Annotated in this window: 22 protein-coding genes; 8 read left to right on the forward strand and 14 right to left on the reverse strand. The window is 60.3% G+C overall.

Features of this window, described 5'->3' with window-relative positions:
- Positions 1–69 precede the first annotated feature (69 nt).
- Positions 70–1326, forward strand: a complete 1257-nt coding sequence (locus tag ACQK2G_RS19020) for a four-carbon acid sugar kinase family protein (RefSeq protein WP_425406615.1) — start codon at positions 70–72, stop codon at positions 1324–1326.
- A gap of 11 nt (positions 1327–1337) precedes the next feature.
- Positions 1338–2000, forward strand: a complete 663-nt coding sequence (locus ACQK2G_RS19025; RefSeq protein WP_425406616.1) for a class II aldolase/adducin family protein — start codon at positions 1338–1340, stop codon at positions 1998–2000.
- Between the two features lie 4 nt (positions 2001–2004).
- Here the strand turns inward: ACQK2G_RS19025 and hisD are convergent, their stop codons facing one another.
- The 7 genes from hisD to ACQK2G_RS19060 all read right to left on the reverse strand — a co-directional run bounded on the left by hisD (position 2005) and on the right by ACQK2G_RS19060 (position 10734).
- Complete coding sequence (hisD, locus tag ACQK2G_RS19030) at positions 2005–3315, reverse strand: histidinol dehydrogenase (RefSeq protein WP_425406617.1); 1311 nt, start codon at positions 3313–3315, stop codon at positions 2005–2007.
- 301 nt (positions 3316–3616) lie between these two features.
- The gene (locus tag ACQK2G_RS19035) at positions 3617–4651 is read right to left on the reverse strand and encodes an ABC transporter ATP-binding protein (RefSeq protein ID WP_425406618.1); all 1035 of its coding nucleotides are present in this window, start codon (positions 4649–4651) and stop codon (positions 3617–3619) included.
- Positions 4644–5639 (reverse strand): ABC transporter ATP-binding protein, encoded by a 996-nt coding sequence (locus tag ACQK2G_RS19040; RefSeq protein ID WP_425406619.1) that lies wholly within the window; start codon positions 5637–5639, stop codon positions 4644–4646. Before ACQK2G_RS19040 ends, ACQK2G_RS19035 begins: the two co-directional genes overlap by 8 nt.
- Before the next feature lie 3 nt (positions 5640–5642).
- Positions 5643–6557 carry an ABC transporter permease gene (locus tag ACQK2G_RS19045; RefSeq protein WP_425406620.1) on the reverse strand — a complete coding sequence of 305 codons (915 nt, stop codon included), beginning with the start codon at positions 6555–6557 and terminating at the stop codon, positions 5643–5645.
- On the reverse strand, positions 6554–7495 hold the full coding sequence (locus ACQK2G_RS19050; RefSeq protein ID WP_425406621.1) for an ABC transporter permease: 942 nt from the start codon (positions 7493–7495) through the stop codon (positions 6554–6556). The genes ACQK2G_RS19045 and ACQK2G_RS19050 overlap by 4 nt, the downstream gene beginning before the upstream one ends.
- Positions 7496–7608: 113 nt before the next feature.
- Positions 7609–9189, reverse strand: coding sequence for an ABC transporter substrate-binding protein (locus tag ACQK2G_RS19055; protein WP_425406622.1), 1581 nt, complete (start codon positions 9187–9189; stop codon positions 7609–7611).
- 57 nt (positions 9190–9246) lie between these two features.
- Positions 9247–10734, reverse strand: a complete 1488-nt coding sequence (locus ACQK2G_RS19060) for a M81 family metallopeptidase (RefSeq protein WP_425406623.1) — start codon at positions 10732–10734, stop codon at positions 9247–9249.
- 152 nt (positions 10735–10886) lie between these two features.
- Here ACQK2G_RS19060 and ACQK2G_RS19065 point away from each other — a divergent pair, with 152 nt between their 5' ends.
- Entirely contained in the window at positions 10887–11825 is a 939-nt protein-coding gene (locus ACQK2G_RS19065) for a LysR family transcriptional regulator (protein ID WP_425406624.1), read from the forward strand.
- A 71-nt stretch (positions 11826–11896) separates the two neighbouring features.
- Here ACQK2G_RS19065 and ACQK2G_RS19070 read toward each other — a convergent pair whose 3' ends face one another.
- The gene (locus tag ACQK2G_RS19070) at positions 11897–12319 is read right to left on the reverse strand and encodes a helix-turn-helix domain-containing protein (protein WP_425406625.1); all 423 of its coding nucleotides are present in this window, start codon (positions 12317–12319) and stop codon (positions 11897–11899) included.
- 81 nt (positions 12320–12400) lie between these two features.
- Here ACQK2G_RS19070 and tmpT point away from each other — a divergent pair, with 81 nt between their 5' ends.
- Positions 12401–13039 (forward strand): thiopurine S-methyltransferase, encoded by a 639-nt coding sequence (tmpT, locus tag ACQK2G_RS19075; protein ID WP_425406626.1) that lies wholly within the window; start codon positions 12401–12403, stop codon positions 13037–13039.
- 71 nt (positions 13040–13110) lie between these two features.
- On the opposite strand, the gene ACQK2G_RS19080 is transcribed toward tmpT, so the two are convergent.
- The 6 genes from ACQK2G_RS19080 to ACQK2G_RS19105 form a co-directional block, all read right to left on the reverse strand.
- Positions 13111–15126 (reverse strand): ATP-binding protein, encoded by a 2016-nt coding sequence (locus ACQK2G_RS19080; RefSeq protein WP_425406627.1) that lies wholly within the window; start codon positions 15124–15126, stop codon positions 13111–13113.
- Positions 15123–16064, reverse strand: a complete 942-nt coding sequence (locus ACQK2G_RS19085) for a phosphate/phosphite/phosphonate ABC transporter substrate-binding protein (protein WP_425406628.1) — start codon at positions 16062–16064, stop codon at positions 15123–15125. The genes ACQK2G_RS19080 and ACQK2G_RS19085 overlap by 4 nt, the downstream gene beginning before the upstream one ends.
- A 145-nt stretch (positions 16065–16209) precedes the next feature.
- Positions 16210–17388: an acyl-CoA dehydrogenase family protein gene (locus ACQK2G_RS19090; RefSeq protein WP_425406629.1), complete on the reverse strand. Its 1179-nt coding sequence runs from the start codon at positions 17386–17388 to the stop codon at positions 16210–16212.
- 27 nt (positions 17389–17415) lie between these two features.
- Entirely contained in the window at positions 17416–18177 is a 762-nt protein-coding gene (locus ACQK2G_RS19095; RefSeq protein WP_425406630.1) for a glucose 1-dehydrogenase, read from the reverse strand.
- Positions 18178–18230: 53 nt separating this feature from the next.
- Positions 18231–19040 (reverse strand): enoyl-CoA hydratase/isomerase family protein, encoded by an 810-nt coding sequence (locus ACQK2G_RS19100; RefSeq protein ID WP_425406631.1) that lies wholly within the window; start codon positions 19038–19040, stop codon positions 18231–18233.
- A gap of 91 nt (positions 19041–19131) precedes the next feature.
- Complete coding sequence (locus tag ACQK2G_RS19105) at positions 19132–20109, reverse strand: GlxA family transcriptional regulator (protein ID WP_425406632.1); 978 nt, start codon at positions 20107–20109, stop codon at positions 19132–19134.
- Between the two features lie 67 nt (positions 20110–20176).
- Between ACQK2G_RS19105 and ACQK2G_RS19110 the strand changes: the two genes are divergently transcribed.
- The 4 genes from ACQK2G_RS19110 to ACQK2G_RS19125 are packed head-to-tail and all read left to right on the forward strand — an operon-like array spanning position 20177 to position 25262.
- Positions 20177–21427 carry a sarcosine oxidase subunit beta family protein gene (locus ACQK2G_RS19110; protein ID WP_425406633.1) on the forward strand — a complete coding sequence of 417 codons (1251 nt, stop codon included), beginning with the start codon at positions 20177–20179 and terminating at the stop codon, positions 21425–21427.
- Positions 21428–21440: 13 nt separating this feature from the next.
- Entirely contained in the window at positions 21441–21749 is a 309-nt protein-coding gene (locus tag ACQK2G_RS19115) for a sarcosine oxidase subunit delta (protein ID WP_425406634.1), read from the forward strand.
- A 2-nt stretch (positions 21750–21751) separates the two neighbouring features.
- The gene (locus ACQK2G_RS19120; RefSeq protein WP_425406635.1) at positions 21752–24700 is read left to right on the forward strand and encodes a sarcosine oxidase subunit alpha family protein; all 2949 of its coding nucleotides are present in this window, start codon (positions 21752–21754) and stop codon (positions 24698–24700) included.
- Position 24701: 1 nt separating this feature from the next.
- On the forward strand, positions 24702–25262 hold the full coding sequence (locus ACQK2G_RS19125; protein ID WP_425407670.1) for a sarcosine oxidase subunit gamma: 561 nt from the start codon (positions 24702–24704) through the stop codon (positions 25260–25262).
- Positions 25263–25267 lie beyond the last annotated feature (5 nt).

Genomic DNA, 25267 nt, shown 5'->3' on the forward strand with positions numbered 1-25267 from the left:
TTAACTTGTCATAACCGATCCTTGAGATCGGTATCTGGTTACCCTTTTTCAGGTTCGGAGAGGCCCATCATGGGTACAAAATTCGGCATCGTATCGGACGATTTTACGGGCGGACTTCTGGTGGCCAGCTATCTCGAAGAGGCTGGCATCGAATGCCCCGTCTATTTCGATCCCAATGCCGCGATTGAGGATAACTGCACCGCGCCGGCCATCGTCATCGCGGGCCGCACGCGGCTCACGCCGGTCGCCGAAGCGCTGACCGAAACGTCCCGAGCGTTGGACGCGCTGGACCGGCTTGGATGCCCGTCCGTTGGCTACAAAGCCTGCGCCAGCTTCGATGCGACCGAGGACGGCAATATCGGTCCGGTCGCCGATTTGCTGGCCGACCGTTATGGCGACCTGCCCATTCTGATGAGCGCCGGTTTCCCGGAATTTCGGTGCACGGTTCATTTCGGACATCTGTTTTATCGCGGCACACTGGTGAATGAGTCCGCAAAGAAACTGGACCCGATTACGCCGATGCAGGACCCGAATTTGGTCCGTTTTCTGTCGCGGCAAACAAGAACGCCGCTAGGCCTTTTGACCCATCTGGACATGATCGACGGACTCGATCCTGCCCGCAGGACGCTTCAGGCACTAACAGCCGAGGGGTATCGGCATGTCTTGCTCGATTGCAGCGACATGCAGGACATAACGGTCAGCACGGATCTCGCCCTCAACCGACGGGCAATCGTGGCCAGTGACCCTTTGATCATTTCCCTGGCGCTGGCCCATACCGCCGGGCAGGGAGGAACGGCACCGGCGCCGGTACATTCGTCCGGCCCCGCAGCGGTCCTCGCAGGCAGTGTCGGGCCGGTGGCGGAGGCTCAAATCGAAGCGTTTCGCGCGATTCATCCTGTTTTGACGATCGACCTGCTTTCGGACAAAGCCGAGGAACAACAGATCTCGGCCGCCCTCGACTGGAGCGCGAAACAGGATGGACATCCGCTCGCAGTGACCACCTTCGCGGACGAGGCCGGGGTCAAGGCAGTCCAGGCGAAACTCGGCATGATGGAAGCCGCCCGGAAGGCGGAACGGATTTTGGCCGGCATCGCGAAGGGTTTGCACGCGCAAGGTGTCCGACGCTTCATCGTATCAGGGGGCGAGACCTCGGGTTCCGTGGTGTCCGCGCTCGAAATCAAGAATGTCCGCTCCTTCGCGCGCGGCCCGAACGGGGGCGGCTATTGCGTTACGGCGGGGCCGGACCCGGTCTCGCTTTTCCTGAAGAGCGGAAAACTCGGCGGCACGGATGCTTTCCTGACCGCACTGGACGACATGAAACCTTGAAAGGGCTCCCCATGGTCAATGAAACCGAAATCCGCGAGACCCTCGTCGAGTACAGTCGCGAAGCCGTCCAACGCGGTCTTTCCGGCGGCACTGCCGGCAATATGAGCATGCGCTTCGGTGACCGGATGCTGATCACGCCGTCAGGAATCGCGCCCGACATCATGCGGCCGGATCAGATCGCCGAGGTGGATTTCGACGGCCGGTTCGACGGAGACTGGAAACCCTCCAGCGAATGGGCCCTGCATGCGAAGCTCTATAAAACCCGCCCCGAGGCGCAAGCCATCGTGCACGCCCATCCGGACTATTGCGTCGCCATTTCCTGTATGCGGCAGGCGCTGCCCTCGTTCCACTATATGGTTGCTGCCTATGGCGGCAACGAGGTGCCGTGTTCACCATACCGTCTGTTCGGCAGCGTGGATCTGGCCGATGCCGTTACGCAAACCATGGGGGAACGCTATACAGCCTGCCTGATTGCCAATCACGGCATGATCGCCATCGGTGATACATTGAGGAAGGCGTTCACCCGGACCGAGGGGCTGGAAACGCTCGCTCGGCAGTACTACCTCGCCCGCACAATGGGGGAGATTTCACTCCTGGACGACACGGAGATGGAAGAGGTACACGGAGCCTACAAGTCGTACCGATACGGGGAGGCGTCGCGTAGCGCCCGTTGACGCATCAAGTCTCGTATCTTTTCTGATCCGTGACCTCGAAATCCCATTGGGTATCCGGGAAGTATTTGCGCAGCCGCCAATCACAGGCCCGCGCATGACCGTCCATGCCTTCGGCGCGCGATATCCGTGAACCGACGGCGCTGAAGGTCTTGTTGGCCTCGGCATCGAGTTGTTGATAAGTCAGAATCTTAAGGAACTTGTGAACGCTCAAACCACCGCTGTATCGGCCTGCGCCCTTGGTGGGAAGAATATGGTTTGTTCCGGAGCATTTGTCGCCGTGGGTCACCGTACTGCCTTCCCCGAGAAACAGCGATCCGTAGTTCCGCAAATTGGCTTTCCACCACTGCAAATCTTCGGCAATGACCTGGACATGCTCCGGTGCGTAGCGGTCGCTGATCTGAACAGCCTCCTCGCGATCATCGCACAGAACAATGTCCCCATAATCACGCCAGGCGGCCATCACGACATCTTCATTCGGCATATCCGCCGCTACCTTCGGGATCAGGTCGGCGACCTTCTCTCCAACCGTTCGTGACGTCGTGAACAGCCAAACGGGCGAGTTCGGCCCATGTTCCGCCTGGGACGTCAGGTCCACCGCGATCGTCATCGGATCCGCGCTTTCATCCGCGATAATCGCTGACTCCGTCGGGCCGGCGAACACATCGATCCCGACCCGGCCGAACAGGACACGCTTGGCTTCCGCAACATAAGCGTTGCCGGGGCCGACAATAATGTCGGCTTCGCGACCGGTGAATAGGCCATTCGCCATCGCCGCCACACCTTGAACTCCGCCGATCTCCAGAATGACATCCGCCCCGGCCAAATCCATGGCATAGGCAATCGCCGGATGGATTGCCCCCTTGTATGGCGGAGAACAGGCGACGACGAAGGGCACGCCGGCGACTTTTGCCGTGGCAATGCTCATGATCGCGGAAGCGATATGCGCATAGCGGCCGCCCGGCACATAACAGCCGGCGCATTGCACCGGCATGACGCGCTGGCCCAGCCGCACGCCGGGTTCCGTTTCAATTTCGAATTCCGCCAGACTGTCCCGTTGAGCCTCCGCGAAGCGGGAAACCTGGCGATGGGCGAACTGAATGTCCCGACGCAGACGCCCCGGCACTTGTGCGATCAGGTCAGCACGCTTCTCGGCGGACAGCACCACATCGCCCGTCCAGCCGTCCAACCTCTCAGCGAATTCGAGGGCCGCGGCCTCCCGGCGCTTTTCGATTTCCGTCAGCATGACATCCACCGTTTGCCGGATGGAACGGTCGACGGACTCGTCCGGTGCAGGCGCCTGCTTCAGATATTCCATGGAGCACTATCCCAATGCGTTACAGATAAGCACGTGCTTCGTCGAAGAACACGTAAACAACGAAACTCCTGTTCACGCGGACCCGCGGACCAAAACGGTTACGGTAGGTTCTTTCGGACCACCGCTGCTCACCGACAGAAGTACAGAAACACCCCTATTCCCCTGTTCAAGTGAGACGATTTGGATTTTATCACTCGGCTCATGTTTCAGGCATATGCATCTTCGAAATCAAAGTTGCGTATTTTTGAAACTATACGGTCACACGTTTCCCCTGAATTTCCTGACATTAGAGTTTCGGCTTTTAGGTCTTTCTGCCCATGACCTCCGCCTCGACTTTCAGACAAGCAACCGCGTGCCCGTGCCCGACGGGGGCCAATTCCGGACGGGTTACGGCACATTCATCGGTAGCGATCGGACAACGCGTTCGGAAACAGCAACCGCTGGGAGGGTTGATCGGGCTCGGCACATCGCCGGTCAGGATGACCCGCTCGCGCTTTGCGGTCGGGTCAGGCAGCGGAACGGCGGAAAGCAGAGCCTTGGTATAGGGATGCTTGGGGGCGCGGAACAGCGTATCCCGGTCCGCCGTTTCAACGATCCGGCCCAAATACATGACCGCGACCCGGTCGCTCATATGTTCAATCACGGCCAGATCATGCGAAATGAAAAGCATCGTCAGGCCCAGATCCGCCTGCAGCTTCATCAACAAATTGATGATCTGCGCTTGCACCGAAACATCGAGGGCCGAGACCGCTTCGTCGCAAACGATGATATCCGGGTTTGATGCCAGGGCACGCGCGATGCAGATACGTTGGCGCTGACCGCCGGAAAACTGGTGCGGCATCCGCGCCATGTCCTCGCGGCGCAATCCGACCCGCTCGAGTAGGTCACCGACATATTTCCGGCGTGCGTCCCGGCCCTGGACGATCTTGTGATTGCGAACCGGCTCCGAAATCAGCGCTTCGACATTCATACGCGGATTCAGGCTGGAGAACGGGTCCTGAAACACGATGCTGAGCCGCTTCCGAACAGGCCGCATGTCCTTTTCGCCCAGACCGTCGATGCGCTGCCCGTTGACGAATATTTCCCCGGCGGTGATATCCGTGAGGCGCGTCAAGCACCGGCCCACCGTCGACTTCCCGCAACCGGATTCGCCGACCAGCGCCAGTGTCTCTCCCTTTGCGATTTCAAAGCTGACACCGTCCACCGCATGCACCCGCTGGACCACCTTGCCGAACAATCCGCCATTGATCGGAAAGTGTTTCACCAGGTCGCGCACCACGATGATCGGTTCCCGGTGCGCTTCGTCCTGCATTGTCGCTGCTGTCCGACTAGTCATGGGCCACGGCGTCCTTCGGAGCGAAATGGCACGCGGCCAGGTGACGGGGCGCCTTGGCTTCCAGGGCGGGATCTACCTGTCGGCAAACCTGTTCGGCGCGAGGGCACCGCGCGGCGAAAACGCACCCTTCGATCGGCTGACTCAGATCGGGCACCCGACCCGGTATCTCCACCAGCGCCGCCGCTTCACCATTGTCGCGCGACGCGCCAAGCCGGGGTACGGCGCCCATCAAGCCTTGTGTGTAAGGATGACGTGGGGTGGAAAATAGGTCGGTCACGCTCGCTTCCTCGACCTTGCGGCCGGCATACATGACCAGAACCCGTTCGGCGAATTCCGCAACCACGCCCAAGTCATGCGTGATCAGCAGAATGGCCGCGCCCGTCTTCTTTCGAAGGTCCTGCAGCAGTTCCAGTATTTGCGCCTGAATCGTGACATCCAGCGCGGTCGTCGGTTCATCCGCGATCAACAGCGAAGGATTGCAGGCAAGCGCCATGGCGATCATCGCGCGTTGGCGCATGCCACCGGATAACTGATGCGGATATTCGTCGACCCGCTTTTCGGGGGAAGGGATTCCGACGAGCCTGAGCATTTCCACCGCTCGTTCACGCGCCTTCGCGCGCCCAAGTCCCTCATGAAGGCGAACAGCTTCACCGATCTGCTTGCCGATACTGAAGACCGGGTTGAGCGAGGTCATCGGCTCCTGGAAGATCATGCTGATACGGCCGCCACGCAGCGCGCGCATCTCCGATTCCGACTTCTCCATCAGGTTTTCGCCGTTGAAAGAAATGCGACCGGCAATCTTACCAGGCGGCGTCGGTAGCAGGCGCAGGATCGACATCGACGTCACCGACTTGCCGCAACCGGATTCGCCGACAATCGCCAGGGCTTCGCCGGAATTGACATCGAAGGACAGGCCGTCGACGGCCCGGTTGACCGCGGTGGCCGTGCGGAAATGAACCTGAAGATCGCGAACTTCCAACAACGCCATGGGTCAGACCCTTTTCGCCAGGCGGGGATCGACCGCGTCACGCAACCCGTCGCCCAGCAGGTTGACCGCCAGCACGGTAATCGAAAGGAAAAGCGCCGGGAAAAACACGATATTGGGTTTGACCTGCCAGAGGGCCCGTCCCTCCGCCATGATATTGCCCCATGACGGAACGGAGGTCGGTAAGCCGGCGCCTATGAAAGACAGGATCGCCTCCGTGATCATCGCGGACGCACAGATATACGTCGCCTGCACCGTGATCGGGGCCAACGTATTGGGCATGATGTGGCGCCAGATGATGCCGAACTTGGATGTGCCGCAGGCAATACCCGCCTCGACATAAGCCAGTTCGCGGACCGTCAACACGGCGGAGCGCGAAAGCCGCGCCACCCTCGGTATCTCCGCGATCGTAATCGCGAATATGACATTGAAGATCGATCCGCCGCGCAGCAGCGTCATCAACGCAATGGCGAGCAGGATGGCAGGAATGGACATCATCGCATCCATGATGCGCATGATGATGTTGTCCGCCCAACGGGTGAACCCGGCGACCAGACCTATGGCCAGACCGACGGCCGTCGCGAACGCGGCAACGCCGATACCGACGATAAGGGAAACCCGCGCGCCGTAAACCGTCCGCGCGAAGATATCCCGTCCCATCATATCGGTTCCGAACAGGGCCTCCGGCGATGGGTCCTTTACCCGCATTGCCGGATTGAGCGCGGTCGGGTCCGCCGATGCGATCAACGGGGCGAATATCGCCATCAGGACCACGCTGAACAGCAGCACACCGCCGAGCCACATGGTCGGGTGCTGCCGGATGGACCGGACAATTGGCGGAAGCTGCGGCGGCGGCGTGAGGATCGCAGGGCGGCGTTCCGCCGCGGGAAGGGCCCTGAAATCCGTGGGACTGTCACTCAATAGCGGATCCTCGGGTCAACGAAAGTGTAACTCAGGTCGATCAACAGGTTGATCAGGACATAGACGAAACTGAAGACCAGGATGATTGCCTGGATGACCGGGTAGTCGCGGCGCAGGATCGAATCCACGGTCAACCGGCCGAGTCCGGGCAGCGCGAAGACGCTCTCGATCACGACGGCGCCGCTGATCATCAGGGCGATACCGATCCCGATAACCGTTATGATGGGAACGGACGCGTTGCGCAGCGCATGGATGAAGAGCACGGCCTTCTCGGAAACGCCTTTGCCCCGTGCGGTGCGGATATAATCCTGCTGAAGAACCTCCAGCATGGTTGCCCGCGTGATGCGCGCGATGATCGCGATGTAAAAGGTCGCCAAGGTCGTCGCCGGCAACAGCAGGTTTCTGAGCCAGGGCCACAAGCCTTCCGAAAACGGCGTATAGCCCTGCACCGGCAGCCATCCGAGTTTCAAGGCGAGGGACCAGGCGAGCACGTACCCGATCACGAAGACGGGCACGGAAAACCCTAGAACGGCGAACAGCATGATGCCCCTGTCCAACAGGGAACCGTGTTTCCAAGCAGCCACCACGCCCAGCGGGACCGCCACCGCGATAGCGATGAAAAGGGTGACGACCATCAGCGATAACGTAGGCTCGACCCGCTGCAGCATCATTTCAGATACCGGCAACTGCGTGAAAATCGATTTTCCGAAATCACCGTGCAGGATACCGACAGACCATTCGACAAAGCGGACCGGGAAACTTCGGTTCAGGCCAAGTTCCTCGCGGATCTCTTCGATCTCTTCCTGTGTCGCCTGATCGCCGGCCAGGATCGCAGCCGGGTCGCCCGGTGTGATGTAGAGTAGACTGAAGACGAAGATCATCACGAAGGCGACGACCGGAATCGCCGCGAGTACACGATGCAGTATATAGGCGCCCATCGTCGGATCGTTCGCTTCTAGATGTTCCCGGTAAATAGGTCGGCCTTTCGGCCGCCGACCCGCCCCATCCGCGGCACCGCTGCGCCGCGAATGGGGGTCGGATCAATGATGTATTAGGCCCGACGGATGTTCCAGAACATATCCACGGAACCCTGGAGCGCGCCTTGAAGGTCGGCTCGCACCGCGCCCGTCCGGAAGGACAGCCCCAGAGGCGCCGTCGGAACCATGTCCATGGCCCGTTTCTGAACGTCCAGGAAGAGCTTGTCGGCTTCGTCCTTGCTGCCGGCAGCGAGCCAATCGACGACGAGCGATTCCATTTTCTCGTCCTCGTACCAGCCCCACCAGCCGCTGTCGCCGAGGCCGCGCGTGGTCGCGTTCGTCGCGGGGTTGTTGATGGAGATCGCCGGCCAGTTGGTACAGGCGATGTTCCATCCGCCGTTTTCGACCGTTTCCTTGGAAACGCGGCGTTGAACGACCGTTCCCCAATCTGTCTCCACAAGATCGACATTGAAACCGATCTTCTTCAGCAGGTCGGCGGCGAGCAGCCCGTGCGGGTGGATGGAAGCGATGTCCGTCGGGTTCAGAATAACGACTTTTTCACCCTTGTAACCCGCATCCATCACAGCCTTTTTCGCGGCTTCGATATCGAGCGAACCGATGACGCCATTGCCGACCTCTTCGACCCCCGGCGTACCACAGGGGAACAGGGACATGCAGACCTGCCGGTCCGCCTCATTCGCCGCCACCGACTGCAGGAACGGTGTCTGGTCGATCGCCTTCAGCACCACGCGGCGCAGTTCGACATTGTCGAAGGGCGGGATCAAATGGTTGAAGCGGATCACATGCATCACGCCGAACGGATCGGTCCGATGCATCGTCACGTCCGGATGCGCTTCCAGCACCGGCTGCAGGTCCGTCAGTACGGATCCGAGCCAATCCACTTCGCCGGACTGGATCGCCGCGATCGCCGTGGCGGCGTCCGGAATGATCTGCCATTCCAACCTGTCGAAATGCGCGACCTTGCCGCCGGTGGTCCATTCGGCCTGCTCTGCGCGCGGCACATAATCCTCGAACTTTTCGTACACCACACGATCGCCGGAAACGTATTCATCCGCTTTGAAACGGTAGGGGCCGGACCCGACCATTTCAGTGATCTGCGTCTTTGCATCCGTGTTCGCCAGGCGTTCCGGCATCATCATCGCCGGCCGTGAATGCGGCTTGCCGATAGCATGCAGCAATGGACCGAACGGGCGGGTCAACTTGATGGAGATCGTCTTGTCGTCCGCAGCCCCCCAGGACTCGACGGCGGCTCCGAGCGCCTGCCCGAAGGGGTCCCGTTTCGCCCAACGCGCAAGACTGGCCGCACAATCCTGTGCGCGGACCGGCTCACCATCGTGGAACTTCAAACCGTCACGCAGTGTGATGCGCCATTCCAGCCCATCTTCGGAAACCGTATGGCCGGCCGCCATCTGCGGCTTCGGTTGCTGGTTTGCATCCACACCATAGAGTGTATCGAACACGCAATAACCATGCGTGACCGAGACGGCAGCCGGCGTGAAAATCGGGTCGAGGACCGTCAGGTTGGATGCAGGCACGTAACGTAGCGTCCTGGTACGGCTGGCCAGACTGACCGCAGGCATTGCCAGGATCGGCGCTGCAGCTGCGGCGCCTAGAAGTGTGCGGCGCGTAATCATAATGCGAGTCTCCTCTTCGTTGATCGGCCTAGTACGCCAGGCCTCCCCCTCCTGGCCCTATTCGATGGGCTCAGGTGTTTCCATGTCGTCCGCGGGCCAGAACGGCCTTCTTCTGTTTTTCCAGGCGACATCCTGGAGCCGCAGCGGCGTTCCGCCGGGCCCATGAATCGCGATGAACTCCACCCCCTCGCCGAGAAGCTTCTTGTAGTTCATCAGGTTCTTGAACGTGGCCAGCCGACAGGTTCGAATGTCGATTCCGCAAGCCGCGTAATGTTCGTCCGTGTGCTCGTATACGGCATGGCTGGCAACCAATATCCGCAAACCGCTTACCCGCAGCACGGCAGACGGCCCCAACGTGGTTTCCACCGAGGCCAGCGGCCCGCCCCGATAGGTAAAGCGGCCATCATGCAAACTTTCCACGCGCGCCTTTACCGTTACAGGTTTGAGCCAGCGGGTATCCAACCAGGCCCCGATCTGGAATTCCGCTTCCGCCCCGACACCGATTTCATGGGCTTTTGCGGCAGCTTGGGGGTCGTAGATACTGACGGCGGAAGGATATTCCGGCGCATGGTTCAGGATAGCGGCCAGCAGGTCCGGTGAATCTCCGGCGGACCCGCCGCCGATACTATCGGGGGCGTCAATCAACAGGACGCGATCGGCATCCAGTTTCAACGCTGCCTGCACGGCCTCATCCGCGGTCAATGACGGTAGTTCGAATTCCCAGCGGCGCGCATACATGTCGTCCACGATTTCTGTCGCGGCTGCTTCCGCGCCCGGCAGGTCACCATCCGTCACCGCGACGCCCGTAATACCGACATCCGCCATATCCAGCCAGGGCTGAACCGGGAAATAGCTGACCGAGAGGGCGCGCCCCTGCTCTTCCAACTCGCGCGCATGGGCGGCGACCTTCGTCATCGGCGCATCGCCGACGGTCGCACCCCCCAGAACCGGCACGATCGCATTGTATTTCCGGATACCGGTGACCGGCCGTATCTCACCGCGCATGGCCCGGACAAGGAGATCCGCCGCCTTCACCGCTGTTTCATAGGCATCCACATGCGGATAGGTTTCATAGCCGACCAGTGCATTCGCCGCCCGCGCCATCTTTGCCGTAACATGGGCATGCAGATCCAGGCTGGCCGTGATCGGGACATCCGGGCCGACGACCTCCCGCAGGGCGGTCAGCAACTTGCCTTCGGGGTCGTGTTCCGTTCCGGAAATCATCGCGCCATGGAGGGCAAGATATATGCCGTCCACCGGCATCCGCGCGCGGACACCGTCTACGATTTCCTGAATGGATTCTTCACAGAACCCGTCTTCGACATGGCCACCGGCACCGCCCTTCGCAGCCAGGATGGGGACAATTTCCACCTTTGCAGCAGTGAGCGTATCAATACCGCCGGCCAAAGCGGTCTTCTTCCCTTTGGCCGCTGTCAGAATCCGATCGCCGCGGTACAGCCCCTTGCGTTCAAAGTCCTCGCGTCTCTCGACACGTAAGGAGAGACTATTGCCCTCATACTCGAAACTCGCGACAGCCGCCCGCACCGTACCTAACCCCGCCCGTTATTTCCGAAGCCATCGCGTGCTACCGTTTTACCGTGCCCGTCAATGTTCCGACAAAAACCGTAGCACTGCAGTTTTGTTTCAGGTATACGCACTATCGAAATGAAAGTTGCAGAAATATGAAACTTTGAAAAATGGCTCGCAGGGCATTTCTAGGCAGGATCGGTGATGCGGATATCCGCTTACTGAGGGTATTCAGCACAGTTGCGGCCTGTGGCGGATTGGCGGCCGCCGAAACCGAATTGAACATCAGCCGTTCAACCATCAGCCGGCATATCAGCAACCTGGAAGAACGGCTCGCAGTACGCCTTTGCGAACGCGGCGCCGCCGGATTCGCCCTGACCCAGGAAGGGGAGCGGGTGCTTGAGGCGGCGAGTCGCCTGCTCTCCTCGCTTAATAGTTTCCAATCGGACATCAACGAAATCCACGCGAAGATGACGGGCCACCTCTCCGTCGCGATGTTCGACAAATCGGTGACCAATCCGGCAGCCCATCTGCCGAAGGCCATCGCCATGTTCAACGAAGTCGCGCCCGACGTGACCCTCGGCTTCTACGGAGAGCCGGTCAACACGATTGAGAACGGGATACTGACGGGCAGATTGGATATGGCAATCGTGCCGGTCCATCAGAAGTTCGGTACATTGACCTATTCGAAACTATACCCAGAACAGATGTATCTGTACTGCGCCGCCGGACACTCGCTTTTCGACAAACCCGACGACTCGGTGACCAGGAAAGACGTTCAAGCCTGCAATTATGCGGGGATCGGCTTTCAATCCCCAAATATGTTGAATAGCCACAAGTTCGAACTTGAGCGCAAGGCGGAAGTGTATGACGAAGAGGCGCTTGCCGCCCTGGTCTTTTCCGGACGATTTATCGGCTTCCTTCCGGAGCATTTCGCGGAAAGGTTCGAGACCCGCGGCACATTGCGAAAAATCCGACCCGACATCTTCACCTATGTCAGCGACCACTGGGCTATCGTGCGTCGCGCCCCGAAGCCTTCCCGCTTGGTGATGACCTTTCTCGACTGCCTGCACAAGGCACATGGCCTTTCCGCGAGCGGCCACCGTTAGTCGGAACGTAGAACGGCCATGAGAAACAACTCACCCTGCCGCTAAGTGTTGCCCCGTCACACGCAGCCAAATCACCTCTCTGCGAAGGTTTTTCTGACCGGGTTCCTAACGGCGACGCGCATCAACCGCTGAAATTTCGGACATTCAAGATGACTGGGGGCCGCACAGTCGGCGGCGTGGCGCAGACCATCGCGCATGGCGGTCAATTTCTTGATGCGGGTATCGAGTTCGTTCGCCTTGGCCTGCAATTGATCTCGGTCGATCGTAAGACTGCCGTTTTCGGCGAACATCGCACCGATTTCGTCGAGGGAAAAACCGGCATGGCGGCCGAGTGAAATGAAGGCAATGCGGTCCATGACACCGCTGGGGAACAGCCGCCGCAACCCGTTTCGTCCGATGGACCGGATCAGCCCCTTTTCCTCGTAATAGCGCAATGTCGAGGCGGGCAGGCCTGATTTCTCGGCCACTTCGCCTATATCCATCGCAGCCATCATCTTTTCCTCTTGACCTAAAGCCGACTTGAACTTGTAGCCTGGATCCCGCATCAGGATCAAACCACGATAAGGGAGCGCCCCATGGAGCCGGACTTCTGGCATGAACGCTGGTCGAACAACCAAATCGGATTCCACGAAGGGGAGACCAACGCGCTGCTGAAGGCGCATTTCCAGGCGCTCGATCTGGCGGAGGGCAGCCGGATTTTCCTGCCGCTTTGCGGCAAGACGCGGGATATCGCCTGGCTTTTGGGCCGGGGGCATCGCGTCGTCGGCGTGGAACTGAGCGCGGACGCGATCCGGCAATTGTTCGAGGAACTGGGCCTATCGCCCGTTGTCACGGAAACGGGCCGGATGAGCCGGTACACCGCCAACGGCATCGATATCTTCGTCGGTGACTTCTTCGACCTGACGGAAGATCAGCTCGGGCCTGTGGACGCGGTCTATGACCGGGCGGCGCTGGTGGCCCTGCCGGGCGAAATGCGCGCCCGTTACGCGGCACACCTGACAGCCATCTCAAAGGCGGCACCGCAATTCCTGATCACCTTCGCCTATGACCAGAGCCAAATGGAAGGACCTCCTTTTTCCGTTCCCGACGCAGAGGTGCGCCGCCTGTATGAGGATCGGTACGAGATAACCGATTTGGTTAGCAAGGAACTCTCGAACGGCTTGAAAGGTCAAGTCGCCGCGACCGAAGATCTCTGGCTGCTCACGCCGCGATAGGGCGGTCAGCCATAGCGGCCGGTGATGTAATCCCGGCAAATATCTGTGTTCGGCACCGGCGTAACTCGCGGTCAAACCAGGCTGTGCTCTTTCGACGCCACCGCTTCCCGGATCGTGTTCAAGGTCACGTCGATCCGGATCGGCTTTGTGAGGTAGGCGGCAAAGCCGGCTTCGAGACCGCGCTGGACCTCGGACGGCAGGGCCGATGCAGTGACGGCGATGACGGGGACATGTCGGCCCTTTCCACGCGACCGCAGGGCCTGCAGTGCCTTAAAACCGTCCATGCCCGGCAGGTTAATGTCCATGAGGATGACGTCGGGGTCGACCTGCGCCGCGAGTTCCAACCCCTCTTCCGCATTCGGTGCGGAAATCATGGTGAACTCATCTTCCTTGTCGAGGATAAGTTCCATCAGACGGATATTGTCGAGATTGTCTTCGACGTAAAGCAGCATGCTTTTCTTGCCATTCTCGCTCACCGCGATTGAGTCGGTGCCATCCCTTCCGTCCAGTATGGCGGCCGGCGTCTCTTCGTGCGAGCGAAGATCCAAAGGCATATCGACCCAGAAGGTGGACCCTTTTCCGGCCACGCTTTCGAAACCTATCCGCCCACGCATCAATGTTACCAGTTTTTTGGTAATGGTCAGACCGATTCCGGTTCCTTCGATGGATGAGGATTCATGGCCCAAACGCTGAAATGGTTCGAACAACAGGTGCTGTTGGTCGGCGGCAATGCCCTTGCCCGTATCGGCCACGGTCAGGCGCAGGTATCGGCCTTCCACGACATCGCAATCCAGGAAGACCTTTCCGCCGGCAGTGTTGTACTTGATGCCATTGGTCATCAGGTTGAGGAGGACCTGCTTGAACCGGGTGCGATCGGCCCGGATGACCGTATCAGCGGCGACATCCTTCTGCAGTTCGATGGTAACGTCATGCTTCATCGCCATGGCCGACGCGATGGCGAAGCAGTCACGCATCTCGTCCATCGGCTTGAAGGATTCGACATAGACGCTGAGGTTGCCGTCCTCGATCTTGTTGAAATCAAGCACCTGGTTGATGAGGTTCAGCAGATGCTCACCGCTGTTGTTGATATAATGGATGGCCTGGCGCTGCTCGTCATCCATGCCGGTTTGGTCAGAGTAGTCGAGCAGCTGACCGAAGCCCAGAATGGCGTTCAACGGCGTCCTCAACTCATGGCTCATCGATGACAGGAACTCCGATTTTACACGGCTCGCCCGTTCGGCGGTTTCTTTCGCGCCTTGCAGTTCCTGCGTCCGTTCCGCGACCAGGGCCTCCAGTTTGTCGCGGTGCATCGCGATTTCCGCTGTCTTCTCATCGACCAGGGCCTGCAACCTGTCACGCGAGATCGCTCCATCGTTCAGCCGTTCCGCCATGATATTGATCGACTTGGCCAGATCGCCGATTTCGTCCTTGCGGTCGATTTGCAGCTTGAAATCCCAATCACCGCTGCCGATCCGGTCCGCCGCCTCCCGCAAGGTCTCGATCGGGGCCGCCACCCTTTGCCCGAAAAGAATGGCCGCGAATATCCCGGAGACGAGCGCCAGACCGAGGACCACCGACTGCTTGCGGATAGTGGACCAGATATTGTTGTTGAACTCCTCCATCGGTACCGCGGCGATGACATAGCCGAGCACCTCTTCATTGCTCAGAACGACAGGCGTTCCGGCCCATAGATTCGTTTCATCCGCTTCCGTCCTGACCGCGCCGCCGGCAAGCAGCCTGTCGATAAAACCGATTTGCGGGCGCCTGTTGCGCAACGCGGGGCGGGGCGACCCATCGGTCAGCAACCGCCCCTCCGAATCCAGAATCCAGACCAGGTCGACCCGCCGACCTTCGATGATGCCGGTGGCGATCGATCTTAATTCCCGAATATTGTAGTTATAGAGATGGTTTTCGGCATGAAAGGCGGTCTTGCGAACCGCTTCCACCATTTCGGCCGTCCTTATCTCCTGAAAGGTCACGCGCTGTTCATAGGCGACGACGCCGAACAGGCCTGCCCCGATGAAGACGACGATCGCCGACGCGATCAGCGCAACCTTGAAACCCATACCGTAACGGGGGGCGCTCATTCGACTTCCCGTTTCGTCAGCTTGTCCAGACCAGGCGCCAGCGTCTCGACGTTCTGAAGCAGATCGGAGGGAATTTCGTCGAACATGATCGTTTGCTCGAATCCGTCCAGCATATGCGCACCCAGCTGACTGTCATGCGCGTCCAACAGTACCGCCCGTATGCGGGAAACCAGAGAATCCTTCAAATGATCGCCATATACAACCACATGGTATGGCACGGCAGGCGACGTGTGGAGAATTCGCAGGGGAACAAGGGCGGAAACGGCAAGCGATCGGAAATCGTTCTCGGCCATTGCCGCCGCGGCGACCTGATCCCGCTCCACCCAGGTCATCTGCGTCTCGCTGTCATAGCCCATGACATATCCCACAGACCCGGCAGGCGGTGTTTGCGCCGTTCCGTCCAACGCAACCAGCGTCAAACCCGCATTCGTCAGCGCCAGGGCGGGAAGCACATAGCCGGCGGTCGAGAAAGGTTCCTCGAAGGCGATGGTTTCGCCCGTCAAGTCCGTCAAGGACGCGAAAGCGCTGTCCCGGCGCACGACAACGACGCTGCGATAGGCCTCCCGGCCGTGCTTCCAGCGGCGCAGCAGAAACTTCGAACCGGCAAGCTCGTTGACCATCAAGGCCGTGACCGAGCTGTCGATGAAGATATCCACCTCGCGCTTACGGATCATTCCCGCCATACCACCGATTGAATTGGCGACGGCAACCTTGGCCCCTGTTATGCCGTGGGACGTCAGCTTCCCGGCAAGGTAATCCGCGAACGGTTGGAAAACGCGGGTTTCGCCCACCGGGTCGAGGCTGATCGATCCGATGACGAGGACTCGGGCAGCCGCGCCGCCGCTGCCACCTATGCAGACCGCGATAATCATGACAATCGCGGCAAGGCAATCGGTCAGGCGAATCGTGCCCGGAAAACGAGATACCAAGTACGCCATTCGGCCACCCTTCATCCCCCCCGGCACAGCCAAACCCCCATGCAATCACGCCGCGTCATGATAACATAAAGCGGCAATAAGCATCAGACGGCAAGTTTCCGTCTGGGAATGGGAGCGTTGAACACACAGGCCGGTCCAAGGCGCGCTAACGCGACGGCGATTTCCGCACCGCATGCTGGACCGCCACGCGCCCCGCCTTTTCGCGGGCAATGACCAGTTTCATGATCTGCGCGGTGCCGTCGCCGATCTGCAATCCGAGTACGTCGCGCATACGCTGTTGATGCGGCAGATCCCCGCTATAACCATAGTGACCATGAGTCAGCAGGCATTGCTGAATGACCTCATGCGCGACCTTCGGTCCGTACCATTTGCACATGGACGCTTCCGCCGTGTGCGGCTGCCCCCGGTCGCGCAAGTCCAGCGCGTAGTAACAGAGCTGACGCGCCATGGTGAGATAGGTTTCCGATTCCGCCAACGGAAAACTGACTCCCTGATATTGCGCCAGCGGTGCGCCGAAGGCTTCCCTCTCCTGGATATAGGCCCAGGTCTCATCAAGCGACGCCTGCGCCGCAGCAATGCATTGCAAGCCGATAAGGGCACGACTGTAATCGAAACCCTGCATGACCTGGACGAAGCCCATATTCTCGTCGCCGATCATATGGTCGTCCGGCACGAAGACATCGTCGAAGAACACCGATCCCCGCCCAACGAGCTTTGAGCCGATATCGCTGAACCGCGTTGTTGTGACACCGTCATCCTGCATGCCGACCATGAAGGCGGAAACCGCGCGTCCACCGTCCTCTAACGGGCCGGTCCGCGCGAAAACCACCGCGGCATCCGCCCCACCGGCGAAACTCATCGATGTCTTTTCACCGTTGAGCAGATATCCGCCCTGCACCTTGCCGGCCCGCAATTGCAGGTTTGCCGCGTCGCTGCCGCCGCGCGGTTCCGTCAGGCCAAGCCCGACAATCGCTTCGCCCTTCACGATGCGCGGCACCCATTCCCTGGCCAGATCCGCGTTGGCGTTGCGGACAATGATCTGCCCCAGAAGGGAACCCAGAAGCGGCACATAGCAGACATTCATATCACCGTAAGCGATGGCCTCGGCGATGATACCGGTCGTCACGCCGCCAAGACCCAAGCCACCGAGTTCCTCAGGCAGGTCTGGCCCGATCAGGCCGAGCGCCCCCATTTCCCGCACCAAATCCCGATCGAGCCCGTCATCCCGGTCGCGTTCCATATATAAAGGCGCCAGTTTCTCACGGGAAAACCGCTCAGCGGTTTCCTGAAAGGCCTGTTGTTCCTCCGTTAGGGAAAAATCCATCGGTCCATTCCTTAAAAGGCAGCGGCATTAGCCGTGCATGGTCAATCCGCCGGACACACTGATGACTTGCCCTGTGATGAAACCCGCATCGTCACTGGCCAGGAAAGCGACGATACCCGGATAGTCGGTCGGCTGCCCAAGCCGCCGCATCGGGATGGCCCGTTTCAAGCCCTCCGCGACTTTCGCGCCGGACTCGCCTTGAGAGAATTCTTCGAACAGTGGCGTATCCGTCGGCCCGGGACAGACCGCGTTCAATTGGATATTCGCCCGCGCCAATTCACGTGCCACGGTCTTGGTGAAGGAAACGATACCCCCTTTGCAGGCCGCGTAGACCGCTTCGCCCGACGATCCGACACGCGCCGCGTCGGACGCAATATTGACCACCCGCCCGGCCTGCCGTTCGACCATATAGGGTAGGACCGCGTGGTGCATGTGCAGCGGACCGTAGAGATTCAGATCGACGATTTTCTTCCAAAAATCCGTGTCGGTTTCGAGGAAGGCGATGGGTTTGTCCCAACCCGCATTGTTGACCAGGATATCGATCGGTCCACCTGCCGCGAAAGCGGCAACCGCCGCATCGACCGAAGCCCGATCTGTAATATCGACCTTATGAGCGGAAGCCTTGCCGCCCGCTTTCTCGATGAGGCCCGCTGTTTCGCGCGCGCCTGCTTCGTTCAGATCGAAAATGCCGACCTCGCTGCCTTCCTCACCGAACCGCTTGCTGATCTCACGTCCGATGCCGCTGGCACCGCCGGTGACGATCACGCGTTTTCGACCCAAACCACGCATCGCTGTTTCCCCTGATCATATTTTATTTTTTTATTATACCCTGGTGCGCCGTTCTAGACGGGGCAGTCCTTCCGGAAGACCGGCTTGCGTTTTTCGCGATGTGAGGCGACGCCTTCCTTTACTTCATCGCCCGCGAAACCCAACATCTCCAGCGCGGTCGACGTATCGAAAATCGGCCCGGCCATACGCAGCCAATTGTTCAACGCATATTTGGTCCAGCGGATCGCGCTCTGCGCGCCATTCGCCAAATCGGTCGCGACCCCTAGCGCGGTGTCCATCAGTTCCGCATCCTCGACGCAGAGGGAGACGAGGCCGATCCGTTCCGCCTCCTCGCCGCTGACGGGCTTGCAGGTCATGAGGTAATATTTCGCCTTCGCCATGCCGCAGAGCAGCGGCCAGATAATCGCCGCCACATCGCCCGCGGCAACGCCGAGCCTGGTATGCCCGTCGACGATCTTGGCGGATTTCGCGGCAATTGAAACATCGGCCAGGATACCGACGACAAGGCCGGCGCCGACCGCGGGTCCATTGATCGCGGATACGATCGGCTTGTTGCAGTTGACGATATTGTAGACGAGATCCTTGGCCTCTTTCCAAACGCGCATGCGTTCTTCCTGACTTTCGATCATATCCTCGATCAGATCGAAATCACCGCCGGCGGAGAAGGCCTTTCCGGCACCGGTCACCAGGACGACGTTGATATCCGGGTCGGCATCGATCGTGCGCCAGATCTCCACCAATTGGCTGTGTGTCTCGCTGTCCACGGAGTTATAGGTTTCCGGCCGATCGAAGGTAATCCGCAGAACCCTCTCGGCGGGATAGTCGATTCGAAGTTTCGTATAGGCGGCATAGCGGTCGCTCATCGTTTCCTGCCCTGTCTTGTTTGTGTCTTTGGACTAGAGACTAGTCGATCCTTTGACGGCAAACGACCTTAAATTTACATTTACGTAAACGTCAACGATGCATCCGCGGCGAGTATCCGAAACGCAGCTTGAAGGCTGTCGAGAAATGCGCGGAACTCGCGAAACCCGTTGCGAGGGCAATTTCAGTGACGTTCAGCACGGATTGCTCCAGCAGATTGCGCGCCTTTTCCAACCGCAGACCGCGATAGAACGCCATGGTGCTTGCCCCCAGTTTCTCCCTGAACAGCCGGTTCAATTGCCGGGCCCCAAGACCGCTCAGCCGCGCAAGTTGATCGAGGTTCAAAGGATCGGCGACATGATTTTCCATCATCTCGATCGCCTGGATAACCGCCGGGTCCGATACCCCGTATCGTTCGACGAGGCCGGCGCGCTGCGGCCCGCCGGATGGCCGGACTTCCGTATGCATGAACCAATCGCTGACTTTGCGGGCGAAGGCCGCTCCGTGCTGCCGGGTGATCAAAGCATGCATCATGTCGAGGGCGGCCGTGCCGCCGGCACAGGTCAATCTGTCCCGGTCGATGACGTAAAGAGATCGCTCCACCAGCAAGGTCGGTGTGATCTCGGCAAGCGTTTGCGCATGTTCCCAGTGAACGGTCATCCGCCGCCCGCCCATCACCCCGGCCCGCGCCAGGATGACCGGACCACCAGAAACACCGCCGATCTGCACGCCCCGGCGCGCCATCATGCGCAGCCATTGAAATACCCGACCGTCGTCGAACCGTGCCGGGTCCCCGCCCGCGACGACCAGGACCAGATCGAAATCGCGATCACCATCCAATGCCGCCGTCGCTTCGATCACGGCGCCGCTACTGGAAACGGACCTTCCGCCTGATACCGGGATATGACGCACATCGTAGAGCTGCTGCCCAGCCAGGTGATTGGCCGCCCGCATCGGTTCCGCTGCGGAGGAGTATGAAAGCAGCGCAAATCCGTCGATCAGCAGGAAGCCGACACGGAAGGGAGCAGTATGAGACGCGTTCATGGCCGAATATTGAAAGTTTCCGACCATTTTTAGCAAGTCAATCCAGGTCACCGCCTTCAAATATGGCACTGACTTACATAAGGGGATGGTCGACATGCGGTATTCGGGGCTTCGCGTCCTGTGGGAAGGGCTGACAGGCAACAAGGGCTGGCAACCCGCCTGGCGGGAGCCGGAGCCGAAGCAATCCTATGACGTCATCATTATCGGTGGCGGCGGCCATGGTCTTTCCACGGCCTACTACCTGTCCAACAAGTTCGGCATCACCAATGTGGCCGTACTTGAAAAAGGCTGGCTCGGCTCCGGCAATATCGGCCGCAATACGACGATTATCCGGTCGAACTACCTGTTGCCGGGGAACGAGCCTTTCTACGAACTTTCCATGAAGCTTTGGGAGGGCTTGGAACAGGATTTCAACTACAACGCCATGGTTTCCCAGCGCGGCGTCCTGAACCTGTGCCATTCCGACGCGCAACGCGACGCGTATGCCCGGCGCGGCAATTCCATGCATCTGGCGGGTGCCGATGCGGAGCTTTTGGACCAGGACGGGGTGCGGGCGCTTTATCCGTTCCTCGATTTCGATAATGCCCGCTTCCCGATCAAGGGCGGCCTGCTGCAAAGGCGGGGCGGGTCCGCGCGCCACGACGGCGTTGCCTGGGGTTACGCCCGCGGGGCCGACCGGCGCGGGGTCGACATCATCCAGAATTGCGAGGTGACCGGATTCAAGATCGAAAACGGTATCTGCAAGGGCGTCGAGACGACCAAAGGCCCGATCGCCGGCAAGAAGATCGCCGTTTGTGTCGCGGGTTCGTCCGGGCGCGTCATGGCAAAGGCGGGCATGCGGCTGCCGATCGAAAGTCACGTTCTGCAGGCCTTCGTCTCCGAAGGATTGAAACCCGTCATCCCGGGGGTGATCACTTTCGGCGCCGGCCATTTCTATATCAGCCAGTCCGACAAGGGCGGCCTCGTCTTCGGCGGCGATATCGACGGCTATAACAGCTATGCCCAACGCGGCAATCTGCCGGTCGTGGAAGATGTCTGCGAAAGCGGCATGGCCTTGATGCCGATGATCGGCCGGGCACGCCTGCTGCGCATGTGGGGCGGGGTCATGGACATGTCGATGGATGGCTCACCCTTCATCGACAAGACCCATATAGACGGCCTCTATTTCAACGGCGGCTGGTGTTATGGCGGGTTCAAGGCGACTCCCGCCTCGGGCTATTGCTACGCGCATCTGCTTGCCAAGGATGAACCGCATCCTGTCGCGACCGAGATGCGGCTGGACCGCTTCAAACGCGGCCACATGATCGACGAAAAGGGCGCCGGCGCCCAACCGAACCTGCATTGAGGAGGCGCACGGCATGATTATCAATCACCCCCTGCTGGGCCCGCGCGACGCCGCCGAATTCTATTATCTGGGCGATGCCTCGCTGATGGACCGGCCGGATTGGCAAGCATCGGACGCCGCCGAGCAATTCTACGAATACCAATACCTGCGCGACAACGTGGCGGGCGAACACCGGGAGCTCTGGTATCACGAACATGGCGACCGGTCCTGGCTGGTCGTAACCCGCGATACCCTGACGCATGAGATCACCAAAGTGGAACTGGCCCGCGACGTCGCTCTTGCAAAAAAGGCCGGGGCCGCCCCGACCGGCGGGGAGGGTTGAGCATGACACAATCCATGCGCATCGACGGCGGCATCGTCGACCGTTCCAAAGCCGTTTCCTTCAGCTTCGACGACAAGCATCTGCAAGGCTATGCAGGCGATACGCTGGCTTCGGCCTTGCTGGCCAACGACATCCGTCTCGTCGCGCGGTCCTTCAAGTACCATCGGCCAAGAGGCATCTATTCGGCCGGTCCGGAAGAGCCGAATGCGATGGTTCAATTGCGGCGCGGTCCGTTCCAGGAGCCGAACACCCGTGCCACCGTGGCGGAACTCTATGACGGCCTGCATGCCGCCAGCCAGAACTATCGCGGCAGCTTGAATTTCGACTTGATGGCGGTGAACGACCTGTTCTCCCCCTTCCTCAGCGCCGGCTTCTACTACAAGACCTTCATGTGGCCGAAAGCCTTCTGGGAAAAACTCTACGAACCCGCGATCCGCGCCTCGGCCGGTCTGGGCCGGCTTTCGGGCAAGGATGACCCGGACCACTACGACAAGGGTTTTCTGCACTGCGACCTGCTGATCATTGGGGCCGGTCCAGCAGGATTGATGGCCGCCCTGGCAGCGGGCCGGGCCGGTGCCAGGGTGATTCTGGCGGATGAGGATTTCCGCATGGGCGGCCGGTTGAATTCGGAAACGCATGAAATCGCCGGCAGCGATGCCGGTAGCTGGACCGCGGCCGTGCTGGGCGAATTGAACGGCATGCCGAATGTCCGCCTGATGACGCGGACCACGGTTTACGGCGCCTTCGACCATGGTGTTTACGGCGCCCTCGAGAGAAAGACCGATCATCTGCCGACCAGCGACGGCAAGCCGCGCCAGGTTCTATGGCGTATCTATTCGAAGCGCGCGGTGCTTTGCGCCGGCGCGACCGAACGGTCGATCGCCTTCGGCAACAATGACCGGCCCGGCATCATGCTGGCCGGTGCCGTGCGGGCCTATGCCAATCGTTGGGGTGTCGCGACCGGTAGGAACGTTGCCGTCTTCACCAATAATGACGACGGCTGGCGCACGGCAACGGACCTGACGTCGAAGGGCGTATCCGTTTCCGCCGTCATCGACACGCGCTCGATCGCGGCACCGTTCGAGGTTCCGGGCGCAACGATCGCCATGGGCGCATCCGTCGTCGACACGAAAGGACGAAAGGGCGTTTCGTCGCTGACGCTTTCCAATGGTATGACCGTTCCGGTCGACTGCCTTGCCGTCTCGGGCGGATGGAGCCCGAACGTGCATCTGACCTGTCACCAGCGAGGCCGTCCGGACTGGGCGGAGGACATTGCGGCTTTCGTCCCCGGCAAGGACCTGCCGGTCGGCATGACGGTCGCCGGGGCGGCGAAAGGCGCCCTGACTCTGGCGGCGGCCTTGCGCGACGGAATGCAGGCCGGCGTGCAGGCGGCAAGTGATTTAGGGTTTTCGCCAACAGCGATGGACCTGCCCGAGGCGTCCGACGAAGCGGCGGATATCACGCCTTTCTGGTATGTGAAGGAAAGCAAGGCGCGCGCCTGGATCGATTTGCAGAACGACGTGACCGCGAAGGACATCAACCTGGCCAAGCGGGAAGGCTATCGCTCCGTCGAACTCCTGAAGAGATACACGACGTTGGGAATGGCGACGGATCAGGGCAAGACGTCGAACGTTCTCGGCCTCGCCGTCCTGGCCGAAGCAAGCGGCAAGTCGATCCCAGAAACAGGCACGACGATTTTCCGCCCGCCCTATACACCCGTCCCGATTGCCGCTTTCGCCGGCCGAAGCCGGGGTAAAGAGTTCCGACCCACCCGCCTGACACCCGGCCATGAATGGGCGGCGGATCAGGGGGCTGTCTTCGTCGAGGCCGGGATGTGGCTTCGTGCTCAGTGGTTCCCGAAACCGGGCGAAACCCATTGGCGTGAAAGCGTCGACCGGGAAGTCCTAGCGACCCGAAAATCAGTCGGCATCTGCGATGTGACCACCCTGGGCAAGATCGACATTCAAGGGCGCGATGCGGCGGAATTCCTGAACAAGGTCTATGCGAACGGCTTCGCGAAACTGCCGGTCGGCAAGGTTCGCTACGGGCTAATGCTGCGGGAAGACGGCATGGTTATGGATGACGGCACGACCGCCCGTTTGTCCGAAACCCATTTCGTCATGACGACGACAACGGCCAATGCGGTCGGCGTGTTCCGGCATATGGAATTCTGCCGTCAGTGTCTGTGGCCGGAGCTGGACGTGCATCTGATATCCGCGACGGAACAATTCGCACAATACGCGGTTGCCGGCCCGAATTCCCGCAAACTGCTGCAGAAGATTGTCGACAAGGATTTCGACATCTCCAATGACGCCTTCCCCTTCATGGCCTGTGCGGAGATCACGGTTTGCGGCGGCACGCCTGCGCGCCTGTTCCGGATTTCCTTCTCCGGAGAACTCGCCTACGAAATCGCGGTACCGTCCCGTTATGGGGATGGATTGATCCGCGCCTTGATGGAGGCGGGCAGGGAATTCGACGCCGTCGCCTACGGTACGGAAGCCCTCGGCGTGATGCGGATCGAAAAGGGACATCCCGCCGGGAACGAGTTGAACGGCCAGACGACGGCCCGGGACATGGGCATGGGTCGGATGGTGTCCAAGAAGAAGGACAGCATCGGCAGCATCCTGTCGGAACGGCCCGAGCTCAACCGGGAGGACGGCCTCGCCCTGATCGGGTTCAAACCGATCGACAAGAACAGGCAGTTGAGATCCGGCGCCCATTTCATCGCCAAGGGCAATGCACACTCGCTGGAGAACGACGAGGGCTGGATGACGTCGGTCGCGCATTCACCGACGCTTGGCCATTCCATCGGCCTCGGCTTCATCAAACGGGGTTCGGATCGGATCGGCGAAACCGTCATCGCCGCCGACCCGATCCGCGGCGAGAGCATCGAAGTCGAAATCGTCTCACCGCATTTCTTCGACCCGGAAGGGGAACGCGTCCGTGCCTGACATGACTTTGCAGCCGAAATCACCGCTGAACGGATACAGCGAAACATTCGACGGGACGGAGCTGGCCGAAGCGACCGGTTTGGGATTGGTTTCGATCGCGACACCGCGCGACGGGGCCGAGGCCCTGAACGCCGCCCTGCAATCGGCCTATGGCTGCGGCCGTCCAGATGCCGGGACCAGCACCGCATCCGGCGACGGCAGCATGCGGCTGCTCGGCTTGCAGCAGGACCAGATTTTCGCCCTGTTCCCCCATTCCGGCGACAGGGCGGTCACGGAGATCGCGACAGCCCTGGGCGAGGTGGGTTATTACACCGACCAATCGGATAGTTGGGCCTTCCTGCGCCTGAGCGGTCCGGCCGCGATCCCCGCCTTGCAGCGGATCTGTACCCTGGATCTGGACGTAACAGCCTTGCCGGTCGGATCCGTGGCGCGCACGGCGATGGAGCATATGGGGGTGATCCTGCTGCGGGAGGGAACGGACGCCTTCCTGCTGATGGGCGCCCGTTCCTCCGCCGGGAACTTCCTGCACGCGGTCGAACAATCGGTCCGCAACGTGACCTGAATGCC

It is taken from the genome of Hwanghaeella sp. (genome assembly GCF_965227365.1).
Lineage (GTDB): Bacteria > Pseudomonadota > Alphaproteobacteria > UBA8366 > Aestuariispiraceae > Hwanghaeella.

Excerpts from the sequence above, each read along its gene's own strand:
- ACQK2G_RS19105 (WP_425406632.1), bottom strand. The coding sequence starts at position 20,109 with ATGGTCGGAAACTTTCAATATTCGGCCATGAACGCGTCTCATACTGCT.
- ACQK2G_RS19095 (WP_425406630.1), bottom strand. The coding sequence starts at position 18,177 with ATGCGTGGTTTGGGTCGAAAACGCGTGATCGTCACCGGCGGTGCCAGC.
- ACQK2G_RS19110 (WP_425406633.1), top strand. The coding sequence starts at position 20,177 with ATGCGGTATTCGGGGCTTCGCGTCCTGTGGGAAGGGCTGACAGGCAAC.
- ACQK2G_RS19020 (WP_425406615.1), top strand. The coding sequence starts at position 70 with ATGGGTACAAAATTCGGCATCGTATCGGACGATTTTACGGGCGGACTT.
- ACQK2G_RS19035 (WP_425406618.1), bottom strand. The coding sequence starts at position 4,651 with ATGACTAGTCGGACAGCAGCGACAATGCAGGACGAAGCGCACCGGGAA.
- ACQK2G_RS19090 (WP_425406629.1), bottom strand. The coding sequence starts at position 17,388 with ATGGATTTTTCCCTAACGGAGGAACAACAGGCCTTTCAGGAAACCGCT.
- hisD (WP_425406617.1), bottom strand. The coding sequence starts at position 3,315 with ATGGAATATCTGAAGCAGGCGCCTGCACCGGACGAGTCCGTCGACCGT.
- ACQK2G_RS19115 (WP_425406634.1), top strand. The coding sequence starts at position 21,441 with ATGATTATCAATCACCCCCTGCTGGGCCCGCGCGACGCCGCCGAATTC.
- ACQK2G_RS19100 (WP_425406631.1), bottom strand. The coding sequence starts at position 19,040 with ATGAGCGACCGCTATGCCGCCTATACGAAACTTCGAATCGACTATCCC.
- tmpT (WP_425406626.1), top strand. The coding sequence starts at position 12,401 with ATGGAGCCGGACTTCTGGCATGAACGCTGGTCGAACAACCAAATCGGA.
- ACQK2G_RS19070 (WP_425406625.1), bottom strand. The coding sequence starts at position 12,319 with ATGATGGCTGCGATGGATATAGGCGAAGTGGCCGAGAAATCAGGCCTG.
- ACQK2G_RS19055 (WP_425406622.1), bottom strand. The coding sequence starts at position 9,189 with ATGATTACGCGCCGCACACTTCTAGGCGCCGCAGCTGCAGCGCCGATC.
- ACQK2G_RS19065 (WP_425406624.1), top strand. The coding sequence starts at position 10,887 with ATGGCTCGCAGGGCATTTCTAGGCAGGATCGGTGATGCGGATATCCGC.
- ACQK2G_RS19120 (WP_425406635.1), top strand. The coding sequence starts at position 21,752 with ATGACACAATCCATGCGCATCGACGGCGGCATCGTCGACCGTTCCAAA.
- ACQK2G_RS19025 (WP_425406616.1), top strand. The coding sequence starts at position 1,338 with ATGGTCAATGAAACCGAAATCCGCGAGACCCTCGTCGAGTACAGTCGC.
- ACQK2G_RS19125 (WP_425407670.1), top strand. The coding sequence starts at position 24,702 with ATGACTTTGCAGCCGAAATCACCGCTGAACGGATACAGCGAAACATTC.
- ACQK2G_RS19085 (WP_425406628.1), bottom strand. The coding sequence starts at position 16,064 with ATGGCGTACTTGGTATCTCGTTTTCCGGGCACGATTCGCCTGACCGAT.
- ACQK2G_RS19040 (WP_425406619.1), bottom strand. The coding sequence starts at position 5,639 with ATGGCGTTGTTGGAAGTTCGCGATCTTCAGGTTCATTTCCGCACGGCC.
- ACQK2G_RS19080 (WP_425406627.1), bottom strand. The coding sequence starts at position 15,126 with ATGAGCGCCCCCCGTTACGGTATGGGTTTCAAGGTTGCGCTGATCGCG.
- ACQK2G_RS19050 (WP_425406621.1), bottom strand. The coding sequence starts at position 7,495 with ATGGGCGCCTATATACTGCATCGTGTACTCGCGGCGATTCCGGTCGTC.